Source organism: Janthinobacterium woesei, assembly GCF_051380875.1.
Taxonomy (GTDB): domain Bacteria; phylum Pseudomonadota; class Gammaproteobacteria; order Burkholderiales; family Burkholderiaceae_D; genus Janthinobacterium.
In genome coordinates, this window is record NZ_JBNYXW010000005.1 from 176,876 (window position 1) to 199,096 (window position 22,221).

At 63.7% G+C, this 22,221-nt stretch carries 17 protein-coding genes; 7 read left to right on the top strand and 10 right to left on the bottom strand.

The window, feature by feature from the left end; translation table 11 throughout:
- The first annotated feature begins 10 nt into the window (after positions 1–10).
- On the top strand, positions 11–745 hold the full coding sequence (locus tag ACQ4W6_RS07025; RefSeq protein WP_436566460.1) for an HAD family hydrolase: 735 nt from the start codon (positions 11–13) through the stop codon (positions 743–745).
- Here the strand turns inward: ACQ4W6_RS07025 and ACQ4W6_RS07030 are convergent.
- The 9 genes from ACQ4W6_RS07030 to thiD form a co-directional block, all read right to left on the bottom strand.
- Entirely contained in the window at positions 742–1,473 is a 732-nt protein-coding gene (locus ACQ4W6_RS07030; protein ID WP_436566461.1) for an SDR family oxidoreductase, read from the bottom strand. The genes ACQ4W6_RS07025 and ACQ4W6_RS07030 overlap by 4 nt on opposite strands.
- Positions 1,474–1,480: 7 nt before the next feature.
- Positions 1,481–3,031: an FGGY-family carbohydrate kinase gene (locus ACQ4W6_RS07035; RefSeq protein WP_436566462.1), complete on the bottom strand. Its 1,551-nt coding sequence runs from the start codon at positions 3,029–3,031 to the stop codon at positions 1,481–1,483.
- A gap of 15 nt (positions 3,032–3,046) precedes the next feature.
- Positions 3,047–4,141, bottom strand: a complete 1,095-nt coding sequence (locus ACQ4W6_RS07040; protein WP_436566463.1) for an alcohol dehydrogenase catalytic domain-containing protein — start codon at positions 4,139–4,141, stop codon at positions 3,047–3,049.
- Positions 4,142–4,166: 25 nt separating this feature from the next.
- The gene (locus ACQ4W6_RS07045) at positions 4,167–5,093 is read right to left on the bottom strand and encodes an ABC transporter permease (protein ID WP_436566587.1); all 927 of its coding nucleotides are present in this window, start codon (positions 5,091–5,093) and stop codon (positions 4,167–4,169) included.
- A gap of 61 nt (positions 5,094–5,154) precedes the next feature.
- Entirely contained in the window at positions 5,155–6,651 is a 1,497-nt protein-coding gene (locus ACQ4W6_RS07050) for a sugar ABC transporter ATP-binding protein (RefSeq protein WP_436566464.1), read from the bottom strand.
- Positions 6,652–6,723: 72 nt separating this feature from the next.
- Positions 6,724–7,635, bottom strand: coding sequence for an ABC transporter substrate-binding protein (locus ACQ4W6_RS07055; protein WP_436566588.1), 912 nt, complete (start codon positions 7,633–7,635; stop codon positions 6,724–6,726).
- An 88-nt stretch (positions 7,636–7,723) separates the two neighbouring features.
- Entirely contained in the window at positions 7,724–8,614 is an 891-nt protein-coding gene (locus ACQ4W6_RS07060) for a helix-turn-helix domain-containing protein (RefSeq protein ID WP_436566465.1), read from the bottom strand.
- A gap of 380 nt (positions 8,615–8,994) precedes the next feature.
- Complete coding sequence (hemL, locus tag ACQ4W6_RS07065) at positions 8,995–10,284, bottom strand: glutamate-1-semialdehyde 2,1-aminomutase (protein WP_436566466.1); 1,290 nt, start codon at positions 10,282–10,284, stop codon at positions 8,995–8,997.
- Positions 10,285–10,349: 65 nt separating this feature from the next.
- Positions 10,350–11,201, bottom strand: a complete 852-nt coding sequence (gene thiD / locus ACQ4W6_RS07070; protein WP_436566467.1) for a bifunctional hydroxymethylpyrimidine kinase/phosphomethylpyrimidine kinase — start codon at positions 11,199–11,201, stop codon at positions 10,350–10,352.
- 96 nt (positions 11,202–11,297) lie between these two features.
- Between thiD and ACQ4W6_RS07075 the strand changes: the two genes are divergently transcribed.
- The 6 genes from ACQ4W6_RS07075 to ACQ4W6_RS07100 all read left to right on the top strand — a co-directional run bounded on the left by ACQ4W6_RS07075 (position 11,298) and on the right by ACQ4W6_RS07100 (position 20,562).
- Positions 11,298–11,450, top strand: coding sequence for a rubredoxin (locus ACQ4W6_RS07075; protein WP_436566589.1), 153 nt, complete (start codon positions 11,298–11,300; stop codon positions 11,448–11,450).
- An 86-nt stretch (positions 11,451–11,536) separates the two neighbouring features.
- Positions 11,537–11,956 (top strand): response regulator, encoded by a 420-nt coding sequence (locus ACQ4W6_RS07080; RefSeq protein WP_436566468.1) that lies wholly within the window; start codon positions 11,537–11,539, stop codon positions 11,954–11,956.
- A gap of 37 nt (positions 11,957–11,993) precedes the next feature.
- Positions 11,994–12,359: a response regulator gene (locus tag ACQ4W6_RS07085; RefSeq protein WP_436566469.1), complete on the top strand. Its 366-nt coding sequence runs from the start codon at positions 11,994–11,996 to the stop codon at positions 12,357–12,359.
- Between the two features lie 3 nt (positions 12,360–12,362).
- Positions 12,363–12,977, top strand: coding sequence for a chemotaxis protein CheW (locus ACQ4W6_RS07090; protein ID WP_436566470.1), 615 nt, complete (start codon positions 12,363–12,365; stop codon positions 12,975–12,977).
- Positions 12,977–15,214, top strand: a complete 2,238-nt coding sequence (locus ACQ4W6_RS07095) for a methyl-accepting chemotaxis protein (RefSeq protein WP_436566471.1) — start codon at positions 12,977–12,979, stop codon at positions 15,212–15,214. Before ACQ4W6_RS07090 ends, ACQ4W6_RS07095 begins: the two co-directional genes overlap by 1 nt.
- A gap of 74 nt (positions 15,215–15,288) precedes the next feature.
- Entirely contained in the window at positions 15,289–20,562 is a 5,274-nt protein-coding gene (locus ACQ4W6_RS07100) for an Hpt domain-containing protein (RefSeq protein ID WP_436566472.1), read from the top strand.
- On the opposite strand, the gene ACQ4W6_RS07105 is transcribed toward ACQ4W6_RS07100, so the two are convergent.
- A complete protein-coding gene (locus ACQ4W6_RS07105) occupies positions 20,546–22,006 on the bottom strand; it encodes a cryptochrome/photolyase family protein (protein ID WP_436566590.1) in 1,461 nt (486 codons plus the stop codon). The two genes, ACQ4W6_RS07100 and ACQ4W6_RS07105, sit on opposite strands and share 17 nt — an antisense overlap.
- Between the last annotated feature and the right edge of the window lie 215 nt (positions 22,007–22,221).

Below are 22,221 nucleotides of genomic sequence, written 5' to 3' on the forward strand. Positions count from 1 at the left end.
TGGAGAGTCCATGTCTGATACCGCTACCACCCCACCGCGCTTTACCCATTTGATCAGCGACTGCGATGGCGTACTGATCGACAGCGAGGCCGTGGCCCTGCGAGCGCTGCTGGAGCTGCTGACGCCGCGCCTGCCGAACTTGCCCGAAGGCATCACCGTGCAAGGCTTGATCGAGCCGCGGCTGGGCCAGCGCCTGGTGCCGCTGATGCAGGATATCTACAAGGAACTGGGCTTGCCGCAATTGCCAGCCGACGACATCATGGCCATCGGCAATGCCGTCGATGCGGCCTGCGATGCGCAATTGCGCGCCGTGCCGGGCGTGGCGCAGGCGCTGGCCGCCATTCCCCTGCCCAAGGCCGTGGCCTCAAACAGCGTCAGCGCGCGCGTGCTGTCAGCGCTCGAACGCACCGGCATGGCACCCTTGTTCCAGAGCCGCGTTTTTACGCCGGACCTGGTGGGCCACGCGAAACCGCATCCGGGTGTCTACCTGGCGGCGGCGGCCGCCTTCGGCGTGCCACCCAGCCAGTGCCTGGTGCTGGAAGACAGCGTCACGGGCGTGACGGCTGCCGTGGCAGCGGGCATGACGGTATTGGGTTTCATTGGCGGCGGGCATATCGCCGCTGGCCAGGAGGAGCGCCTGAAGGCGGCCGGCGCGCAGGTCGTCTTTGCCGACATGGCCAGCCTGCCGGCGCTGGTGGCCTCGCTCATGCAGACCGCCGACGTGCAGCAAGCTGCCTGGGTTTAGCGGCAGGTATAGCCCCCATCGATCGGCAGGCTGACGCCGCTGATCATGGCGGCGGCGTCGCTGAGCAGGAATAAAATCGGTCCGGCCACGTCTTCCGGCGTGGCGAAGCGGCGCAGCGGAATAGCGGCGAGCATGGGATCGCTCTTGGCCGGATCGCGCCACGCCCGTTCGGCCATCGGCGTCAGGGTCACGGTGGGATTGACGCTGTTGATGCGGATGCCGTGCGGCCCCAGTTCCAGGCACAGGCTGCGCGTGATCGCATCCAGGGCGGCCTTCGACGCGCAGTAGGACAGATGATCGTCCAGTGCCACCAGCGATGCCTGGCTCGACACATTTACGATGCTGCCCGCACGCCCCTCGCGCAGCATGATCTGCGCCACATGGCGCGCCATCATGGCCGCGCCGCGTGCATTGACGGCCATCACACGGTCAAAACTCTCCGCATCGAGCGCCAGGCAGGGCCCAAGCAGCGCTATGCCTGAACAATTGACGAGGCCGTCGATGCCGCTCAGCGGGGCCAGCGCGGCCACCATGGCTGGCGTATCGCTGATGTCGAGCTGCAGGGGCTGGCATCCCGTCTCGTCGGCCAGCGCGGCCAGCCGTTCGGCGTTTTGCCCGATGGCGAAGACCTCGGCGCCGGCCGCGCGCAGCATGCGGGCCGCGACCAGGCCGATGCCGCTGGAGGCGCCCGTGACGATGAATTTCTTGTGGCGAAAATCGAATAGCATGCGGTATTTACTCCTGGTTGTCGCTGTGGATGCGGTGCATCAATGGTTGCAAGGCGGGATAGGCCTCGCAGTAGCGGGCGAAGGCGTGGCGGTAGGCGCTGCTGGCGGCGGCCTGCGGCGTGCTGCGCGGCACCAGGGTGACCCAGCCCCGCTGCGCCGCTTCCTTGCCGATCAGGCCCGTGCCTAGCGCCGCCAGCAAGGCCGCACCCAGCGCCGCTTCGACGTTTTCCGCGATGGTATAGACGGGATAGCCGGTGATGTCGGCAATGATCTGCATCCACAGGCTGGACTGCGCGGCGCCGCCGACGACGATCAGCTTGTCATCGAGCGCGACATTGCCAGCCCCCTTGGCGCCGGCCTCGATATTGTGTTTCAGTGCAAAACTGACTCCTTCCAGCACGGCCCGGTACAAATGGGCGCGTCGGTGATACAGGCTCAGGCCCAGGAAGGCGCCGCTGGCCCTGGCATCCCAGATGGGGCTGCGCTCGCCCATCAGGTAGGGCAGGAACAGCACGCCGTCCGAGCCGGGCGGGATTTCTTGCGCATAGTCTTCCATCAACTGGTGCACATCGGCATGGCCCAGCTGCCTGGCCGCCTCCACATCGGCTTGGCAAAACTCGTCGCGGAACCAGCTGACGGAGGCGCCGGCCGTAATGGCGCCGCCAAACACATACAGGTCAGACTGGCTGTTGAATACATGCGGCATGCTGATCAAGCCATGGCGGGCATCAACTTGCTGATGGATATAGCCCCAGCACATGCTGGTGCCTATCATCGCCACGTGCTGCCCGGCGCGGCTGGCGCCAGCCGCAAACGTGGCTACGGCCGCGTCCACGCCGCCCGCGATCACGGGGGTGCCGGCCAGCAGGCCAAGCTGCTGCGCCGCGAGGGGCAGCAGCGTGCCCACCACCTCGGACGAGTCGACCAGGCGCGTCGGCATCATGCGCGCGGGAATGCCAAGTTCCTCCAGCATGGGCGCTGACCAGCGGCGCGCGGCCAGGTCGTACACGCCACCGATATTGCCGGCCGAACTGTGATCGACGGCCACTTCCCCGCACAGCAGATAGTTGATGTAGCTGTTCGGCGGCAGGAAGTACTGCGTTTTTTCCCAGATGGCGGACCGGTGGCGCTTGAGCCACAGCATTTTGGTGTAGCCGTAATAGCTGTCGACGCCGTTGCCGGTGACGGCATACAGGCGTTCTAGGTCGACATGTTCCTTGACCCAGGCCACTTCCTCCGTGGCGCGGCGGTCCATCCAGATCAGGCAGGGATGCAGGGGTTCCATGGCGGCATCGACGGCAATGCCGGAGCCGCCATACAGGCTGCTGACGCAGATGGCCTTGATGCTTTCCGCCGGCAAGCCGCTTTTTAGCAGCACCTGCCGCACGCACGCCAGCACGGCGTCGTACCATACGGCCGGCCATTGCTCGGCCCACAATGGCCGGGGCGTGTCGACCTGGTAGCCGTGTGCATGCTGGGCCACGATGGCGCCTTTGCAGTCGACCAGCAGCGCCTTGGTGCTTTGCGTGCCGATGTCAACACCGATGACGTAATCCATGCCGGTTTTCCTTGTTTAGTTTTGCGTTGCCGGCTTCAGCAGCACCTTGATGGAATCGAGCGAATTGGCCAGCGCGAAGGCCTGTTCCCAGTCTTCCAGCGGGAAATCGTGCGTGACGATGCCTTTGGAAGTGACCAGGCTCCGTTCCAGCAAGTCGATGGCGATCGGGTAACAATATGGTCCCAGGTGGGCGCCGCGCACGTCGAGTTCCTTGCGGTCGCCGATGATGGACCAGTCGGCGCTGGTTTCCTTGCCGAACACGCTGAATTCCACGAAACGTCCCAGCTTGCGGATCAGGTTTAAGCCCTGCGTCACGCCCGCCGGCACGCCCGTCGTTTCGATATATACATCGCAGCCATAACCGTTCGTCAAGCCATGGATGACGGCCAGCGCATCTTCGCGGCTGGGATCGACGGTGACGTGGGCGCCAAACTGCCGCGCCAGCGCCAGGCGTTCGGGTACCAGGTCGATCACCACCAGTTTTTTCGGCGTCTTCAGCGCGGCGATCTGCGCCATCATCAAACCTAGCGGCCCGGCGCCGGCGATCACCACCACGTCGTCGAGTTGCACCTCGGCGCGGTTGACCGTGTGGATGGCGCATGCCATCGGCTCGATGATAGCCGCGTCTTCCAGCGAGATGCTGTCGGGTATTTTATGCACGCGGGCGGTGGGTGGGATGCGCATGTAGTCGGCCATGCCGCCATCGGCCACCTCGCGCTGAAAACCGAAGATGTTGTGCACTTCGCACATCCAATATTTGCCGGAGGTGCAAAAACGGCACTTGTCGCAAGGAACGATCTGTTCGGCGATGATACGGTCGCCCACCTTCACGCCGAAGTGCTGTTCGCCGTTTTCTCCCGCCTCGACCACGTAGCCGAAGAATTCATGGCCTGGCACCACGGGCGGCTTGACCCACGATGGCTGGCCGTCGCCGCCCCAGAACATGGCGGCGCCGGAATGGCATTTGCAATCGCTGGCGCAAATGCCGCAGGCGGCGATGCGGATGAGCAATTCATTCAGGCGCGGCCTTGGGCGCTGGATTTTTTGCAGGCGGTAATCTTTTGGTCCGTGGCAAACGACGGCTTGCATCTCGACTTCGGTGTACTTCATGTGAGGCTCCAGGTGGGGGAAGTTGTCAGGCGCGCTTGCTGCTGTTGCGGCTGATATAAATGGCGAGCAGGATGATCACGCCCTTGATGATGTTTTGCAGGTACGGCGAGACGCCCATCATGTTCAGGCCGTTATTGAGCACGCCCAGCATGACGGCGCCGATCAGGGTGCCGATGATGGAACCGCGTCCGCCCGTGATGGCCGTGCCTCCCATGACGACGGCGGCGATCGCGTCCAGTTCGAAGCCGATGCCGGCATTCGGCTGGCCGCTCATCAGGCGAGAAGTCAGCACCAGGCCCGCGATGGCGGCCGTGCAGCCGCTGAGCGCATATACCAGCAGCTTGTATCGCGCCACGCGCACGCCGCTCAGGCGCGTCGCCTCCTCGTTGCCGCCGATGGCGTAGATATAGCGCCCCAGCGGCGTGTGATCGAGCAGTACGTAGGCAATGACGAACACCAGCAACATGATCAGGATAGGCGTCTGCAGGCCCAGCACATTGCCGCGCCCAAAGAACTCGAACCAGTCCGGCAAGTCGTTGATCGGGTAGCCGCCCGTGTACAGCAGGGCCAGTCCCCGCGCGATGCCCATCGTGGCCAGGGTGACGATGATAGGTGGCATCTTGGCGTAGGCGACAAAAAAGCCATTGCCCACGCCAAAGGCCACGCCGACGGCCAGCCCGGCCAGGATGGCCAAGCCGGGTGGCAGGCCGGCCACCATCAGGCCGGCCGTCAGGGTGCCCGTCAGCGCCATCACGGAGCCGACCGACAGGTCGATGCCGCCGCTGAGGATGGCACACGTCATGCCGACGGCAATAATGGCGTTGATCGACACTTGCCGCGCGATATTGACCAGGTTATCGCTGGAAAAGAAATGCTCGGTGGTGAGTGCCATCGCCGCAGACACCAGCAGCAGGCCGATCAGCGGAAAAAAGGCGGGCGACTGTTTCAGCATTGCCCACAGGGAGCTTGCCGACAGGAAGGACGCGGCGCTGCGGCGCGGCGCGGCGAGCGGATCAGTGTTTACCGGCTGTTGCATGGCGCATTACCTCGCTAGAATGAATGGAAGCGCCTTCAAGCAGTGCCACGATGGCGCCCTGCTTGAACACGGCGACCCGGTCGCACATGCCGGTGATTTCCGGCAGTTCCGATGAAATCAGGATGATGGAATAGCCACCGCCGGTCAGTTCGCGCATCAGGCGGTAGATTTCCGCCTTGGCGCCCACGTCGATGCCGCGCGTGGGTTCGTCGAAGATGAGAATCTTGCAGTGATGGTTGAGCCAGCGGGCGATCACCACTTTTTGCTGGTTGCCGCCGCTCAGGGTGCCCACCCGTGTGCCCGGGCCGGGGGCCTTGACGCCTACCTTGGCCATCATGGCCCGGGTGGCGGCCAGCTCGGTCTTGCGATGGATCAAGCCATATCCTGTGTATTTCCCCAGGTTATTGATGGAAATATTTTCCGTGATGTCGAAATCGATGATCAGCCCTTCGGTCTTGCGGCTTTCCGGCAGTAGGCCGATGCCGTGCCACAGCGCATCGGCCGGATCGCGCAGGCTGGCCTTCTCGCCGTGGATGCTGATATCCTTGCTCCACGCGGGATGGGCGCCGATCACGGCCAGCGCCAGTTCCGTGCGGCCCGAGCCGACCAGGCCCGCAAAACCGAGGATTTCGCCCTGCTGCAGCTGGAAATGGTTGACGGGGCCATCCTTGCTGAGGCGCACATTGCGAGCGTCGAGCACGATGGGGGGCGAGGGTGGGCGTACAGGCTTGGCTGGAAAGCTCGCTTCGAGCTTGCGCCCCACCATCATTTCCACCAGTTGGCCGATATCGGTGGCGGCCACCTCCGTCATGCCCACGTAATGGCCATCGCGCAAGACGGTGATGCGGTCGCAGATTTCGAAGATTTCTTCCATATGGTGCGAGATGAAGATCATCGCCACGCCTTGCTGCTTGAGTTCGCGCATGATGGCGAACAGGTGATCGGCCTCGCTGGGCGTCAGGGTGGCAGTGGGCTCGTCGAGGATCAGGATGCGGGCATTGAGTGACAGGGCCTTGCCGATTTCCACGAACTGCTGCTGGGCGATGCTGAGCTGGCTGATTTCGGCCGACAGGTCGATATCGATGCCCAGGCGCGCAAAGATGGCGGCCGCCTGCCGGCGCATGGCCGTTTTCGACAGCAAGCCCAGGGCATTCGTCAGCTCGCGCCCCAGGAAGATGTTTTCCACCGCATTCAGGTAGGGAATCAGGGAAAATTCCTGGAAGATGATGGCGATGCCGGCGGCGATGGCGTCGTTATAGCTGTGAAAATCGCAGGGCTTGCCATCGACCACGATGCTGCCCGCATCGGGCCGGTAGATGCCGCTGAGAATTTTCATCAGGGTGGACTTGCCTGCGCCGTTTTCGCCCAGCAAGGCGTGGATCTCGCCCTGCCGGATCGTCAGGTTGATATCGCTCAATGCCTTCACGCCGGGAAATCCCTTGGTGATGTTTTGTAACTGCAAGATCGTATGCATGATGGACCCGGAGGAACAGTGACGCTCCCGCAGCCAGGCTGCGGGAGTGGTGAATCGCGGTTACTGCGGTGCTTACCAGCTGAAAGACTTGGCGCCCGCCTTGTCGACCAGCTTGACGTCGACGGGGATCTGCGCCGGCACGTTGGCGCCCCATTTTTTTGCCATGGCGATGCCCAGCGCCAGGCGCACCTGGTCGCGCGGAAACTGGGCGGCCGTGGCGATGAACTTGGAATTCGGTTTCAGCATCGCCTTGATCGCTTCCGGCGCGCCATCGACGCTGGTCAGTTTCACATCCTTGCCGCTCGCTTCGATGGCCGACAGCGCGCCCATGGCGCCGCCATCGTTGACGCTGAAGATGCCTTTCAGCTTAGGATGGGCTTGCAAGATGTTTTCCGTGACCGTCAAGGCTTGGTCGCGCTCCTGCTTGCCGTTCTGGGTGGTGACGATCTTGATGCCTGGAAAGGCCGCCAGCGCATCCTTGCAGCCGCGCACCCGTTCCAGGATGGGCACGACGGGGATGCCGTCGAGGATGGCCACGTCGCCCTTGCCGTCCAGGCTCTTGGCCAGGTAGGTGCAAGCGAGCTGGCCCGCATTGAAATTTTTCGAGCCGACGAAGGAATCGACGGGACCGTTGGCATTGGCATCGACGGCCACCACCACCACGCCGGCCGCGTTGGCCGACTTGACGGCCGACTGGATGCCCACCGAATCGGTGGGGTTGAGCAGCAGGATGTCGATCTTTTTCTGGATCATGTCTTCCACATCGCTGGTCTGCTTCGCCACGTCATGGCGCGCGTCGGTGATCACCACCGTGGCGCCGATGCTGGCGGCCGCCTCTTCCAGCGCTTTTTTCATGGTGATGAAATACGGATTGTTGAGTTCCTGGAAGGACATGCCGATCTTCAGGGGCGCCGCGCTGGCGGGCAGGGACAGGCAGGCGGCGCACAGGGCGGTCGTGGACAGGGCCAGCAATTTCTTTTGCATCATCATCGTCTCCTTGGTTTTTTAGAATGGTTTTTGTGATCGTCGTGGCAGCGTTGCCTTGCCTGCTGCCGGGGCATGAAGCGTAAGATCAAGTGACTGCGCAGGTCGATGCCGTGGCTATTTTCAAGCCGTCGTAGCGGCGAAATTTCGATGGCGAGATGCCTTTGTGCGCGAGGAACTGGCGGTTGAAATTGGACAGATTGTTGAAGCCCACCTGGTAGCAGATATCCGTGATGCTCAGTTCGCTGTTGCTGAGCATTTCGCAGGACAGCTTGATGCGCAGCAAGTTCACGTATTGCACAAACGAAATCCCCGTGTGCTTGCTGAACGAGCGCGAAAAGGAGCTGACGTTTTGCCCGATCAGTTCGGCCAGTGTCGATTCGCGCAGGTCGGCCGACAGGTTCTTGCCGATGTAGGCCAGCGCCAGGTTGATCTTCGAGGCCATGTAGCTGTGCGGATCGGGCAGGTAGCTTGGGCTCGACAGCTTCTTGCGTTCGCCGTCGCGCAGCAGCAGTTCCAGCAATGAAATGAAGAGCAGCACCCTGCGGCAGCCGCGCGCTTCCAGCAATTCCAGCATCAGCGGCCGGGCGGCGGCGCCCGCCTGTGGCGTGAACAGCAAGCCGCTGCGCGATTCGGCCAGCAGCGCCACGACCGGCTGCAGTTCGGGAAAGGTGGCGATGGCATTGGCGATGAACTCGGATGTAAATTGCAACACCAGGCAGCGCTGCTTCACGGGTTGGTTGTCGGGCAGTTCGCTGACCCAGTTATGCGGCAGGTTGGGACCGGACATGACCAGGTTGCCCGGCTCAAAATCGCCGATATAGTCGCCGACGAAATACTTGCCGGTGGTGTCGGTGATCAGCTGGATTTCATACTCGGGATGAAAATGCCAGCGTACCGTACGGTAAGGGTAGCCGTGCGACCAAGCCGTAAACGATTCATCGGGGTGTACGCAGACAACTTCGAGATCGGGTTTCATGGCGAGCTCCGCGCGGCTCAGACGATGGGTGGAAAAGCGCGGTGGCGTCGGGGTGTGGCGGTGGCAAGGCGGATGCGTGTCATGGCGTGTCTCCTGCTGGGTTATCGTGCGCTCCGGGCCTTGTTGCCAGCCGGGCGTGTTGTTGGCTTATGTGCTCATTCTATGCAGTTGACCTTGGCAGGGCCACTCATTACATGTGAGTAAACCGATACTTTTTTTGCATTTTCATGCCAGAGGAATGGAAAAAGTCAAAATTTGTGCATTGCGTCAAATGTTGTTGAGCAATAGCGACGGGCTGGCATCGGCCGCTGGCGCAGCGAGGGAGGTGGGGCAGCAGCGGCCAGGCGGGCCGCTGCTGGGGGCAGGCAGACGCGTGGGGATTACGCCAGTTTGGCGAAGACCTTGCGCGCAGCAGCGATGGTGGCGTCGATGACGGCATCATCGTGCTGCGCCGAGACGAAGCCTGCCTCGAAGGCGGCTGGGGCGAAGTAGACGCCTTCGTCGAGCATGGCGTGGAAGAAGGCGTTGAACTTGCTGCGGTCGCCCGCCATCATTTCCGCATAGCTGGTTGGCGGCGTGGCGCTGAAATAGATGCCGAACATGCCGCCGATGTAATCGGCGCAGAAGACCACGCCCGCCTCTTTTGCGGCCGCTGTCAGGCCCTCGGCCAGGCGCTGGGCCGTGGCGCCCAGTTGCTCGTAGAAGCCAGGCTGCTGGATCAGTTTCAAGGTGGCCATGCCGGCCGCCACGGCGACCGGGTTGCCCGACAAGGTGCCGGCCTGGTAGACGGCGCCCAGCGGCGCCATGTGGTGCATCAATGCCGCGCTGCCGCCGAAGGCTGCCACCGGCATGCCGCCGCCAATCACCTTGCCCAGTGCCGTCAGGTCAGGCTTGATGCCATACAGCGCTTGCGCGCCGCCCAGGGCCACGCGCAAGCCGCACATGACTTCATCGAAAATGAGCAGGGCGCCGTGCTGCGTGCACAGCTCGCGCATCGCCTGCAGGAATTGCGGCGTGGCTTTGACCAGGTTCATGTTGCCGGCCACTGGCTCGACGATGACGCAGGCGATCTCCGTGCCGAAGCTGTCGAAGGCGTCTTTCAGCTGTTCCACGTTGTTGTAGTCGAGAACCAGGGTGTGTTTCACAAAATCTTCCGGTACGCCGGCCGAGGTCGGGTTGCCGAAGGTGAGCAGGCCGCTGCCCGCCTTGACCAGCAGCGAATCGGCGTGGCCGTGGTAGCAGCCTTCGAACTTGACGATCTTGTCGCGTCCGGTGGCGCCGCGCGCCAGGCGCAGGGCGCTCATGGTCGCTTCCGTGCCCGACGACACCAGGCGTACCTGTTCGATCGACGGCACCAGGCGCGTGATCTCCTCGGCCATCAGCACTTCGCCTTCGGTCGGCGCACCGAACGACAGGCCCAGCGCGGCGGCATCCTGCACCGCCTTGACCACGTCCGGATGGGCGTGGCCGACGATGGCCGGGCCCCAGGAACCGATGTAGTCGATATAGCGCTTGCCGTCCGCGTCCCAGAAGTACGGGCCTTCGGCGCGCGTGATGAAGCGCGGCGTGCCGCCCACCGAGCGGAAGGCGCGCACGGGCGAGTTGACGCCGCCTGGCGTGGTTTTTTGTGCGCGGGCAAACAGGATGTCGTTCTGTGAAGTCGTCGTCATGATAATCGTGCCTTGAAAGTGGATCGTTGTCTGTGTCGTGATCTATGTCGTGATCTATGGGGTGATTATTGCGCGCCCGTCAGGCGCCGGTACAGCCGGTTCGGCACCAGCTTGCCCATGCCGTAACGCTGCGCATGCGCCAGCGCGCCAGCCGTGAATTCCTGCGCCGCCACGACCACCTGCGGCACATCGTCTTCATTTTCCGCCAGGGCTAGCAGGGCGGTGGCGGCGGCCGACAGGGTACTGCCGGCGCCGTTGAAGATGCCGGGCAGGTGGCGCCACTCGTCGTGGCGCACCACGCCGTCTTCGCCGAACAGGGTATTGGCGCGCAGCTTGCCTTCGGCCGTGCCGGACTTGCTGGCGTCGGCCGGCATGCCGGTGACGAGCACGTACTCGCAGCCAAGCGCCACCAGGTAGTCGACATCGTTTTGCAAGGTGTCGTCCGGGTCGGCGTCGCGCCAGGTTTCGGCCAGGCGTTCCAGTTCGTCCGGCGAGAGCACCAGCAGCGTCGTTTGCGGGATCAGCAACTGGCGCACGGCGGTGAGGATGTCTTCATCGTCCATGCCTTGCTCCGGCAGCGCCGAAATGAAGGGGTCGAGGATCAGCGGCACATTCGGATAGTCGGAGACGATTTCGGCAATCGCCGTGACGTTTTCCACGCTGCCCAGCGCGCCGATCTTGATGGCGGCCACCGACATGTCTTCGAGCAGCACGCGCGCCTGGTCGGAAACCCAGTCCGGGTCGACCGCCTGCACGTCTTCCACGCGCGCCGTATCGCTGATCAAGAGGCCCGTGGTGACCGACAGGCCGTGGCAGCCGAAGGCTGAAAACGTGGCCAGATCGGCCTGGATGCCGATCGCGCCGACAGGATCGGACACGCCGAAGCTTAATATGAGGGGAGAAGTTTGGTTTTGCACGGCGGGTAGATTAAGATACCTAATTCAGCATTTTACTTGATTGAAGGGTGACAGAACGTGAGTAGCAACGAAACAACGCAGCAATTCCAAACGTGGATGTGTCTTATTTGCGGCTGGGTTTATGATGAAGCGGCCGGCTTGCCCGACGAAGACATCGCTCCTGGCACGCGTTGGACCGATGTGCCGATGAACTGGACCTGCCCTGAATGCGGCGCGCGCAAGGATGATTTCGAAATGGTGTCCATTTAGTCAATCCTGATCAATTGGTCTGCCGTTGTCGCGCACTGGTGTCGTGGCAGCCTATGTTATGGTATGAAAGATTGCCGAATAATTAAATGACGAGTCCCTTACTGCCCGAGGCATCGTCCGATAGCGTGTGTGCCGGCGCCACGATCCTGGTCATCGATGACAGCGCCACGATACGCAGCGCTGCCGCGAAGATCCTGGGCGCGGCCGGTTATCGCGTGGTGGTGGCGGAAAATGGTTTTGAAGCGCTGGCCAAGATAGGCGACTGCCGTCCGGCGCTGATCGTGTGCGACATTGTGATGCCGCGCCTCGATGGCTACCGTACGTGCGCGCTGATCAAGGCCAGTGCGGCATTTCATGCCACGCCGGTGCTGATGCTGTCGTCGAAAGAAGGTTTGTTTGACCGCGCGCGCGGTGCCATGGCCGGCGCCAGCGCCTGCCTGGCCAAGCCGCTGGCGCCCGAGGCGCTGCTGGCGGCCGTGCGTCAGCACCTGGCCCGCCATTTTTAGTATGCTTTATTCACCGCAGCAAGGAAGTAAAAAAGAGATGGCCATACACACAATTCTGATCGTCGATGATTCGCCGACAGAGCGCTATTACCTGAGCGAGATGCTGGTGCGTGCCGGTTACGCCGTCGTCACGGCGCAAGACGGCGCCGACGCGTTGGCGCAACTGAAGCAGGCCAGGCCCGACCTGATCCTGATGGATGTGGTGATGCCCGGTGCGAATGGTTTCCAGATTACGCGCGCGATCGCCCGCGATCCTGAACTGCAGGACGTGCCGGTGATTATTTGCTCCAGCAAGAGCCAGGAAACGGACCGCATCTGGGGCTTGCGCCAGGGCGCGCGCGATTACCTGGTCAAGCCGGTGGTCGAAGCCGACCTGCTGGTGAAGATCGCGGCGCTGGCCTGACGCATGCGCACGATGCCCGGCAATGGCGTGCCTGCTCCGGCTTTGCTGGCCATGCCGCCGTTCGAGGCTGGCGCGCGGCAAGGACGCTTGCGCCAGTACCAGTTGCAATTGATCGAGCGCGTGCAGGCCGCGCGCAGTGGCGCGCTGGCGGCACGCAAGGAGCTGGGTGTGACGCTGGCTGGACGCTGCTGCCTGCTCGATTTGACGCAACTCGGTGAAATCGTCATTCCCACCGGCGTGCAGATCCAGGGCGTGCCGCTGGCGCAGGACTGGTACCTGGGCCTGGCCGCCATGCGCGGACGCCTGACGGCCATCATCGACCTGGCCCGCTACATGGGCGAAGCTGCCTGCGCGGCCGGCAGCGATAGCCGCATCATCACGTTTTCTCCCCGTCTGGGCATGAATTGCGCGCTGCTGGTCGAGCGCGTGCTGGGCTTGCGCCAGCAGCGCGGCATGCAGGCCATGCCATCGCAGAATGCACCGCCCTGGGCGGCGCAGACGCTGCGCGATAGCGAAGGGCAGCAGTGGCTGCGCCTTGACCTGGCGCAGCTGGCCCAATCAGCGCGTTTCCTCGATGCCGGCTTTGCCGGTGCCGCCACACGCAAGGATGATCACTGATGGGCGCCAATTCGCCTATCCTGGCGTCCGGCATGGCCGAGACGGACCACGCTGCGGGAGAGCTGGCGCTGCCGGCCGACCTGCCACTGCGCCTGCGCGACGCACTGGGGCGGCGCAAATCGCTGGCCAGCACGCCGGCCAGCGATTTGAAGCTGCCGCTGATCGGCCATTTTCCGTTGCAAAAACAATTGAGCATCCTGTCGACGCTGATGGCCATGAGCCTGGCCGCCAGCCTGCTGTTCGTTGGCTTGAATACGCGCAGCGGCAATATCGCCTCGGCACAGACGCAGCTGGCCAGCGATGCGCTGATGCATTCGCAGCGCATTGGCAAGGCTGCGCCGAACGCCGTGCAAGGCAATCCGGAAGCGTTTCGCCAGCTCGAGGAAAGCCGCAATGAACTGAACCAGGATTTCCGCCTGATGCAGCGTGGCGGCACCTATCACGGGCGCGACATCGGCGAATCGCGCTCAAGCTTGCTGGCGGCGGTGGCCGACGCGCGCAAGAAATGGGCCAGCAGCGACCGTGCGGCCAGCACCATCTTGCGCCTGAAGACGGAGCTGGGCGAATTCGACAAGACCTTGCAGCAATTGAACGCGCTGTCGCCCGCGCTGCTGGCGCAGACCGAGGAAATCGCCGCATTGAAGGTGCAGCGCGGCGGCAATGCGCGCGACCTGGCCGTCATCGGCCGGCTGATGATGCTGAGCCAGCGCATGAGCCGTAGTGCCAGCGAATTCCTCTCCTCCGGCAGCATCAGTTCGGAAACGGCGTTTTCGCTGGGGCGCGACACGACGTATTTCCGCACCGCCGTCGAAGGCCTGCTCAATGGCAGTGTCTCGCTGCAACTGGCGCCCACGCGTGATGTTGAATTGCGCGACCGCCTGATGGCGCTCAAGGCCAGCTTCGACAATTACCAGAAGCTGGTGTCGTCCATCCTCGACCGCCTGGATAAATTCAGTTCGGCGAAAAGTGCCGAGCAGCTGATTTTCAACGAGAACGAAGACCTGCGCCAGCGCCTGACCCTTCTGCAGCAGATGTACCACGCGAACCAGGAAGCGCTGGGCATTGCTTTCTGGCTGATGGTGGCCGGCGTGCTGCTGACCTTGATCGCGGCGGCCGGCATCGGCCGCGTGCTGCTGCAGGACTCCGTCAACCGCACGCGCGACGCCGAGCGCCGGCGCCATGAGGCGGAAATCCTGCGCCTGCTGTCGCAGGAAAAGGAAGAGCAGGCGAAGGCCAAGAATGACCAGAACCAGGCGGCCATCCTGCGCCTGATGAACGAATTGCAGAAGGTGGCCGACGGCGACCTGACGGTGCAGGCGACCGTGTCGGAAGACATCACGGGCGCCATCGCCGATTCCGTCAACTACACGGTGGAGGAATTGCGCGGTCTGGTGGGACGGGTGACTGCCACGGCAGAACAGGTGAACCGTGCCTCGACGCAGGCGCAAAGCATCTCCAGCAAGCTCTTGATCGCTTCGCAGCAGCAGTCGCGCGAAATCCTGGACGCCAGCGCCACCGTGGTGAAGATGGCCAATGCGATTACCGACGTGTCGAAATCGGCCAGCGTCTCGGCCGACGTGGCGCGCCAGTCGGTGGCAGCGGCGCTGCAAGGTTCGACGGCAGTGGAAAACGCCATCAAGGGCATGCATGAAATTCGCGAGCAAATCCAGGATACTTCCAAGCGCATCAAACGCCTGGGCGAATCGTCGCAGGAGATTGGCGAAATCACCGAACTCATTTCCGACATCACGGAACAGACGAATGTGCTGGCGCTGAACGCCGCCATCCAGGCTGCATCAGCCGGCGAGGCGGGGCGGGGCTTTTCAGTGGTGGCCGAGGAAGTGCAGCGCCTGGCCGAACGCTCGGCCGCCGCCGCCAAGCAGATCGGCGCGCTGGTGCGCACCATCCAGGCCGACACCCAGGATGCCACCCGGGCGATGGAGAAATCCACGCAGGGCGTGGTCGAGGGCGCGCGCCTGTCCGATGCGGCAGGTGCCGCCTTGAACGATATCAGCGAAGTGTCGAAACACCTGGCCGAGCTGATCCAGGGCATCTCATTCGCCACTGGCACGCAGGCCGGCTCGGCCAGCGGCGTGGCCTTGAATATCCAGCATATCCTGAGCGTGACGGAGCAAACCCAGGATGGCACGCAGCAAACAGCGCAATCGATCCATAAGCTGTCGATGCTGGCGCAGGAACTGAAAAACTCGGTGTCGCGCTTCCGCGTCGCCGCCTGAACGCCGCGCCAGTTCATGGCGCGGCGCGTTGTGCGTACCGATTTTTGCGCTACGATTTCTTTACCGAGGCATGCATGAGCACACCTGATAGTTTGCAGCAGTCCAAGCCGTTCGACAGCGAACCCCTGTCGTGGGTGATGGTGGAAATCGGCGAAGCGCTGGGCCGCTCGAAAACGGCCCTGTTCGAAGCGGGTGGCCGCGAGCGCGAGGAACGTGCCACGGCCCTGCAGCATGCACGCTCGCACTTGCATCAGGCGCATGGCGCGCTGGTCATGGTCGACGTAGCCGGCGCCAGCCTGCTGACGGCCGGTGCGGAACAGGCGCTGGCGCGTTTTCGCGACGGCAGCCTGGAATACACGGTGGATAACGCGCAGATCGTCGCCGAGCTGTATCAAGCCTTGACCGAATACCTGGAAGATCTGGTGGCCGGCACGCCGCCGCAGCCGACCCGCTTGTTTCCCTACTATCGCGCCCTGCAAACCATGCTGGGCATTGAACGCATCCACCCGGCTGACCTGTTTTTTCCATCATCGTCCGTGCTGGAAGGGCATGCCATCGCGCTGGCCGATGCTCCTCCGGCCGCCGATTATCCGGCCTGGCGTGGGTGTTTTGAAAAATCCCTGCTGCCGTTTTTGCAGACGCAGGATGACGAGGCGCGGCGCCAGCATGCCAGCGCCCTGCACGACACCTTGATCCTGGTGGCCGACGCGCAACTGGAAGCGCCGGCGCGCACCTTCTGGTTTGCCATGCAGGCATTTTCCGGGCTGGCGGCCAGTGGGCAGGTAACGCATGGCTTGAACGTCAAGCAGCTGTTTGGCTTGATCAACCTGCAATTGCGCCGCCAGGCGCAGGGTACGGCCAGCTTGCCCGAGGCGATGCTGCGCGACGCCCTGTTCTTCATCGCCGCAGCAAACGAGCCGACACCGGCGGCACGCCAGTTGCGTGCGGCTTTCGCGCTGGAAGGCATGGTGCCTGCCGACGTGGAAACGCGGCGCTACGGCCAGGTCGACCAGGATGCCTTGCAAGGTGCGCGTGCGGCCCTGGCGCAGGCGCGCGCCAGCTGGAGCCGTCTGGTGCAGGCCGATCTCGATCCCGCGCTGGGCGAGGATTTTGGCCAGTCGCTACAGGAGGTGGCGGCGCAAGCGGGCAGGTTAAAGCTGCCTGCCCTGGCCAGCCTGCTGCGCCAGTGCGCGGCCGTGGCGCAGCAAGCCGTGGCGAGCGGGCGCAGTGCGGCCCTGGAACAGGAAATCGGCACGGCGCTGCTGTTTGCCGAGACGGGCCTGGAGCAGGTGCGCCGCCTGCCGGACGATTTCGCGGGCAACGCGGAAACCATCGCCGCACGCCTGCAGGCGCTGCTGGCTGGCGAAGCACCTCCTGCCGCGATGGCTGGTGAACTGTCGCGCCAGATCGAACAGGGGCAGACCGTCGCCGCGCTGGCCGAGAATATGAAGACTGGCTTGCGCCAAGTGGAAAAACTCCTCAACGGGTACTACGCGGATGGCGCACGGCAAGTGCCCGTTGACGGCGTGGCGCCCTTGCTGCAGCAATTGCAGGAGCAGTTGGCGGGGCTGGGGCAGGAAGATGCCAGCGTCGCCGTGTTGCAGGTCGACGCGGCCGTGCGGCAGCTGCCCTCCAGCGTGGCACAGGCCGAACAGGCCGAAGCGCTCGACGAGATCGCGCAAAACGTCAGCGCGCTGGGCTTCTTTGTCGATATGCTTGGCCGCAATGCGCAAGCGGCCAAGGGACGTTTCCATTTTGACGCCGCCGCTGGCACTTTCCGCGCACTGCCATTTGAAAAAGTCGCCGCCGCCGGTACGGTGCCGGTGCCCCTGCTTGACCAGGCCCTTGCGCCTGCCGCGCCGTCCGCCGTGGATGCCGCACCAGCGGCGGCCGATGTCGATGCGGATATGCTCGACATCTTCATCGCCGAAGCGCGCGAAGTGCTGGTCTTTGTCGACACCACCCTGGCCTTGCCGCGCGAGCAGGCCACCAGTAGCGAACACCTGGCCATGCTGCGCCGCTCGTTCCACACCTTGAAAGGCAGCAGCCGCATGATCGGCCTGGCGCAGTTTGCCGAGGCGGCAGGTTCCATCGAACGTGTCATGAATACCTGGCTCGCTGAGGTGCGTCCCGCCAGCGACGATCTGTTCACCCTGCTCAATTACGGCTGGTACCAGCTCAGTGAATGGGTGGCCGAACTGGAAGGCGGCGCAGGGCGCGAACGCGAGGCCGGCATGCTGCTGGCGGCGGCCGAGCGCGTGCGCGAAGGTGGCCCATTCGAGCTGCGCAAGCCGCGCCCGGCTGCGCCCGTTTCCAGTACGGGCAACGTGATCGGTTTTCCGTCCGCCACCGCGCCGGCCGTGCGCGAGGCGCCCGACGATCACCTGAAGCACGTGGGCGAGCTGCGCATCAGCCTGCCCCTGTACAACATCTACCTGGCCGAGACGGACGAATTGCTGCGCGTGCTGATGCGCGATTTTGGCGAGTGGCGCCATGAACAGCGCGCCGTCAGCTTTGATGCGTTGCAAGCCGTGCATACGCTGGCGGGTACTTCAGGCACGGTGGGATTCCAGTCCCTGCGCGACCTGGCGCATGCGCTGGAGACGAGCATAGAAACGGTGGTGCCGCCACTGGCCGGTCTGCGCGATGCGCAGCACGACGTGCTGGAGCGCGCCACGCAGCGCATCGCGCAGATGCTGCAGGCGTTTGCGCTGGGCGACCTGGCGCCGCCGCAGCCGGACATGATCGAAGCGCTCAACGCGCTGTGGCGCGCATTGACGGCGCCGCCTGGCGAGAGCAAGGAAGATCAGCTCGATACCCTGTTTGCCGCCACCTATGCCAGCATCGTCGGTGCGCCGGTGCAGCCTGCCGCGCCGCTCGCCGAGGTTCCGGCGCCGCAGCTCGATACCCTGTTCGCGGCGACCTATGCCAGCATCGTCGCCGATGCGCTGCAGCCGGCTGTTCCCGTCGTTCCCACTGCGCTGGCGCTGGAAATCGGCACCAGCGATGACCTGTTTGACGCCGCCTTTGAGCACGCGCCGCTATTGGATCACGCGGCGCCCGAAACGCTGGCGCCAGCCATCATGCCGGCCGATGCGGCCGCGCTGCTGGCGGCCAGCGCCGGCATCAGCGACGAGCTCGACCTCGATTTGCTGTCCGTTTTCCTGGAAGAAGGCGCCGACTTGTTGCCGCAGATCGGCGAGGCGCTGCGCAGCTGGCAGCAGCAGCCGCACGATAGCGGCCAGGCGCAAATGCTGCTGCGTACCCTGCACACGGTGAAGGGCAGCGCGCGCATGGCCGGCGCCATGCGCCTGGGCCAGCATGCGCATGAAATCGAGACGCATATTGAAAACATGCTGCACGCCGGTACAGCCACGGCGCAGGCGTTCGAGGATTTGCTGGCACATTATGATCATGCGCTGCACCTGTTCGAGCAGTTGCAGCAGCCTTTGCTGCCTTTGCCTGGGATGGAAGACACGCCCGCCACCGAGCCAAAGGCGGCGCTGGTGCGGGTGCGCGCCGATATTCTCGACCGCCTGGTGAACCAGGCTGGCGAAGTGTCGATCACGCGCTCGAAAATGGAAAACGAGGTGGGTGTGCTGGGCGCCTCGCTGGCGGAATTTTCCGATAACCTGCTGCGCTTGCGGCGTCAGTTGCGCGAAGTGGAGATGCAGGCCGAATCGCAGATCGCCTCGCGCATGGCCGTGGGCAGCGAGCGCGATTTCGATCCGCTCGAATTCGACCGCTTTACGCGCTTGCAGGAGCTCACGCGCATGATGGCCGAAAGCGTCAACGATGTGGCGTCCTTCCATGAAAACCTCAGTCACAGCGTCGATGCGGTGACGGACGACCTGGTGCTGCAGGCGCGGCTGACGCGTGAGCTGCAGCGCGACCTGATGCAGATTCGCATGGTGCCCTTTGCCAGCATCGCCGAACGGCTGTTCCGCGTGGCGCGGCAAAGCGCCAAGGAAGTCGACAAGCGCGTCAATCTGGACATTCGCGGCGGCAGCGTCGAAATCGACCGCAGCGTACTCGAACGCATGGCGGCGCCGTTCGAGCACCTGCTGCGCAATGCCATCGTGCATGGCATCGAGCCGCGCGATGCACGCCTGGCGACAGGCAAGAGCGAAACGGGCGAGCTGCTGGTGCAGGTCAGCCAGCAGGGCAATGAAGTGGCGATCGCTTTTTCCGACGACGGCGCGGGCCTGGACCTGGAACGCATCCGCACCAAGGCGCTCGGCGCCGGCCTGGTGGCGCCGGACGCGCAACTGAGTGATGCGCAGGCGGCCGAGCTAATTTTTGCGCCGGGTTTTTCCACCGCCGACAGCCTGACAGAATTGGCGGGCCGGGGTTTTGGCATGGATATCGTGCGCTCCGAAGTGCTGGCCCTGGGCGGCCGCATCGAGACCGTTACGCAGGCAGGGCAGGGCATGCGCTTCACCATCCATTTGCCTTTGAGCCTGGCCGTCACGCAAGTGGTTTTGCTGGCAGCGAACGGAAAAACCTATGCCTTGCCGTCGGTGCTGGTGGAGCAGGTACTGCACCTGAAGGGCGAGCAGCTGGAGCAGGTGCAGGCGGCCGGGCGCATCGAGTCGCACGGCCAATCGCTGGCGCTGCACCACTTGTCGGCCATGCTGGGCGAGACGCCTGTGGCGCAGACCGTGCAGCGCTATGCTCCTGTGCTGCTGCTGAGGAATGGCAATGACCGGCTGGCGCTGCAGGTCGACGATGTGCTGGGCAACCGCGAGGTGGTGGTCAAGCATGTTGGGCCGCAACTGGCCCGCATGCCGGGGATCGCCGGCGCCACGGTGCTGGGCACGGGCGACATCGTGCTGATCCTGAACCCGGTGGCGCTGGTGCAGCACCTGGAACATCATCCGGAACTGCTGTCGCAGTACGTGGTGGCGTCGGCAGAGCAGCGTGCCGCCTCCAGCGTGCTGGCCGCACCGCGCGCCTGGGTAATGGTGGTCGATGATTCCTTGACCGTGCGGCGCGTGATGCAGCGCCTGTTCGAGCGCGAAGGCTACATGGTGTTGCTGGCAAAGGACGGCGTCGATGCGCTGGAACAGCTGCACGCGCTGGAGGCGCCGGCCATGCCGGCCTTGCTGCTGGTCGATGTGGAGATGCCGCGCATGGATGGCTTTGACTTGACGCGCAATATACGCAGCGACGACAAGACGCGCGCTATCCCGGTCATCATGATCACCTCGCGCAGCGCCGACAAGCACCGCACGCATGCCTTCGAACTGGGCGTGAATGCGTATTTCGGCAAGCCGTTCCAGGAAGATGAGTTGCTGGCGGAAGTCGACCGCTTGCTGGCAGGCAGCGCACTTACGTCACCGCCTTGAGCACCGCATAGCGCGCCAGGGTTTCCTTGCGCGCTTCGTCATGTTGCACGATGGGCTGCGGATAATCGCGGCCCAGCACGATATTTTTTTGCTCTAGCAGCATGCGCGGCACCAGCCATGGTGCATGGATTTCCTTGTCGCCCAGCGCCTTGAGCTGGGGCAGGTAGCGGCGGATGAAGCGTCCGCCCGCATCGAATTTCTCTGATTGCGTGATCGGGTTGAAGATGCGGAAGTAGGGCTGGGCGTCGCAGCCCGACGACGATGCCCATTGCCAGCCGCCGTTGTTCGACGCCAGGTCGAAGTCGTTCAGGTGCAGTGCGAAATAGGCTTCGCCACGGCGCCAGTCGATGCCCAGATCCTTGATCAAGAAGCAGGCAGTGACCATGCGCAGGCGGTTGTGCATGTAGCCGGTCTGGTTCAGCTGCGCCATTGCCGCGTCGACCAGCGGATAGCCGGTGCGTCCCTCGCACCAGGCCGCAAATGCGGCGTCGGCCTCTGGCCCCGTTTCCCAGGCGATGGCGTCATACGCGGGTTTGAAGGCGCCGCCTTCCACGTGCGGGTTCTGGTACAGGATCATGGCGTAGAAATCGCGCCAGATCAGTTCCGCCAGCCAGACGGGCGCGCCATCGCCGCCACCGCCCCGCTCCATCAGGTCGACGATGGTGCGTACCAGGTAGCGCAGCGAAACGGTGCCAAAGCGCAGATGCAGCGACAAATACGACGGTCCTTTGAGGGCAGGGTAGTCGCGCGCCATGTCATACCTGGCCGCGCGCGGCAAAAAATCCTCGAATAGCCTGCTGGCGCCCGACATGCCGGTGGGGATGGCCAGCTCGGCCAGGTTGCTGGCTTCGAAACCGAGCTCGGCCAGGGTGGGCAGGGGCGGCGTATCGGTTCGAGGCGGCGCCAGGCGGGCCGCATGCGGTTCAATGTCGAACGGCGCCAGGCAGCCAGTTTCGGCGCGCATTTTCTTCAGCCAGGCGTTCTTGTACGGCGTGTAGACGGTATACGGCTTGTGCGACAAGGCCAGCACCTCGTCTTTTTCAAAGATCACCTGGTCCTTGAAGCTGAACCACAGGCGTGCGTCGTCGGTCAGCGCGGCAGCCACGTTGGCGTCGCGGGCGATGGCTTGGGGTTCGTAGTCGTGGTTGGCGAAGACGGCGTCCACCTGCAATGCGGCCGCCAGGCGCGCAATAGCCTCGGCTGCATCGGCGTGCAGCACGATCAGGTCGCCGCCCAGCTGGCGCAGTTCGGCCGCCAGTTCGGCCACGCTGGCATGGATGAAGTCGACGCGCCGGTCGCGCCGTGGCAGCCCTGCCAGGATGGCGGTGTCGTAGATAAATACACAATGCACGGCCTGGCTCTGGCGCAGGGCGTGGTGTAATGCCGCATGGTCAAACGCGCGCAAATCGCGTCGAAACCACACCAGGGAAGTCTTGATGGTCATCATTTCGTGTATTCAGGGTCAACAATAGTCGGTTTTTCGTCGCCGCCGCTGCTTTATGGCCTCTTGCGTCGTGCCTTTGGCGTCGCTGCCGTGGCATTTCAGTGTAAACTAGTGGGCAGATTTGCCGTGTTTTACGTGCGACAACAGTTTTGCGATCAATCTTACAATGGATATGGCAATGCCAAGGATGGCGCTGGTAAATGCGCTGCCATTGG